Source organism: Vibrio sp. 1288 (assembly GCF_033344475.1).
This window is the reverse complement of the sequence record NZ_JAWPOX010000424.1, coordinates 1-750: the sequence shown is the minus strand read 5'-3', so window position 1 is coordinate 750 and position 750 is coordinate 1. Positions and strand designations below refer to the sequence as shown.

The following is a 750-nucleotide window of genomic DNA, read 5'->3' as shown; positions in this document are numbered from 1 at the left end:
TCGCGTACTGTGGAGCAAAAACCGCGATGAAGTCGTGTTCGTTATTAAAGGCTCTCACAGCATTACCGATTGGTTTCTCAACTTTGCAATGTGGACACGAAGCTGCCGGCGATTAGGTCTCAACTACCGTATTCACGCAGGGTTTTATCACCTATTGTTCCAAGAAAGTTTACCTAGTAGAAACGAAGACCGCTTAGGTTTGAGCGTGATAGAACGGCTAGAAGCAACCGTTGTCCCGCTTATTCTACAAGGCAAGCGCATTTCGGTGACAGGCCACTCTTCTGGTGGTGCAATTGGTAGCGTGTTTGCGGATTACATAGAAAAGAAGTATCCGAAAAGCATCAAGCGCGTTGTGACTTTCGGGCAGCCCGCCATTGGTGACTGGACGTTCAAACGTCGCTATCGTCTGGCGCATAAAACCTACCGAATTTGTTGTGATATCGATATTGTGACTTTCATGCCTCCGGTGCCTTTTCTTTACTGGCACGTCGGAAAAATGCTGTGGCTGTACAATGGCAGAATTTATGAGAACACGCCGACACTCATTCGCCTCGGGCGTTCACTGTTTAGTTGGCTGATTCGTCCGTTTTCTTACCATTTAATGAGTAAGTACATCCGAAACAAAGACTTTTTCGATGAACGTTGATTGAAAAACCAAACGATAGACATAAAAAAAAGCCGGACTGATCCGGCTTTTTCTAAGATTTGAATTACAGCGAAGCAATTTCTTTCTCAAGTTGATATTTGCTG

The 750-nt window shown here is 44.9% G+C and carries 1 protein-coding gene; it reads left to right on the top strand.

The window, feature by feature from the left end; all coding sequences use genetic code 11:
• Positions 1-646, top strand: a 646-nt coding sequence (locus R8O11_RS27175; RefSeq protein WP_318194870.1) for a lipase family protein, incomplete at its 5' end; no start/stop codon positions are given.
• Positions 647-750 lie beyond the last annotated feature (104 nt).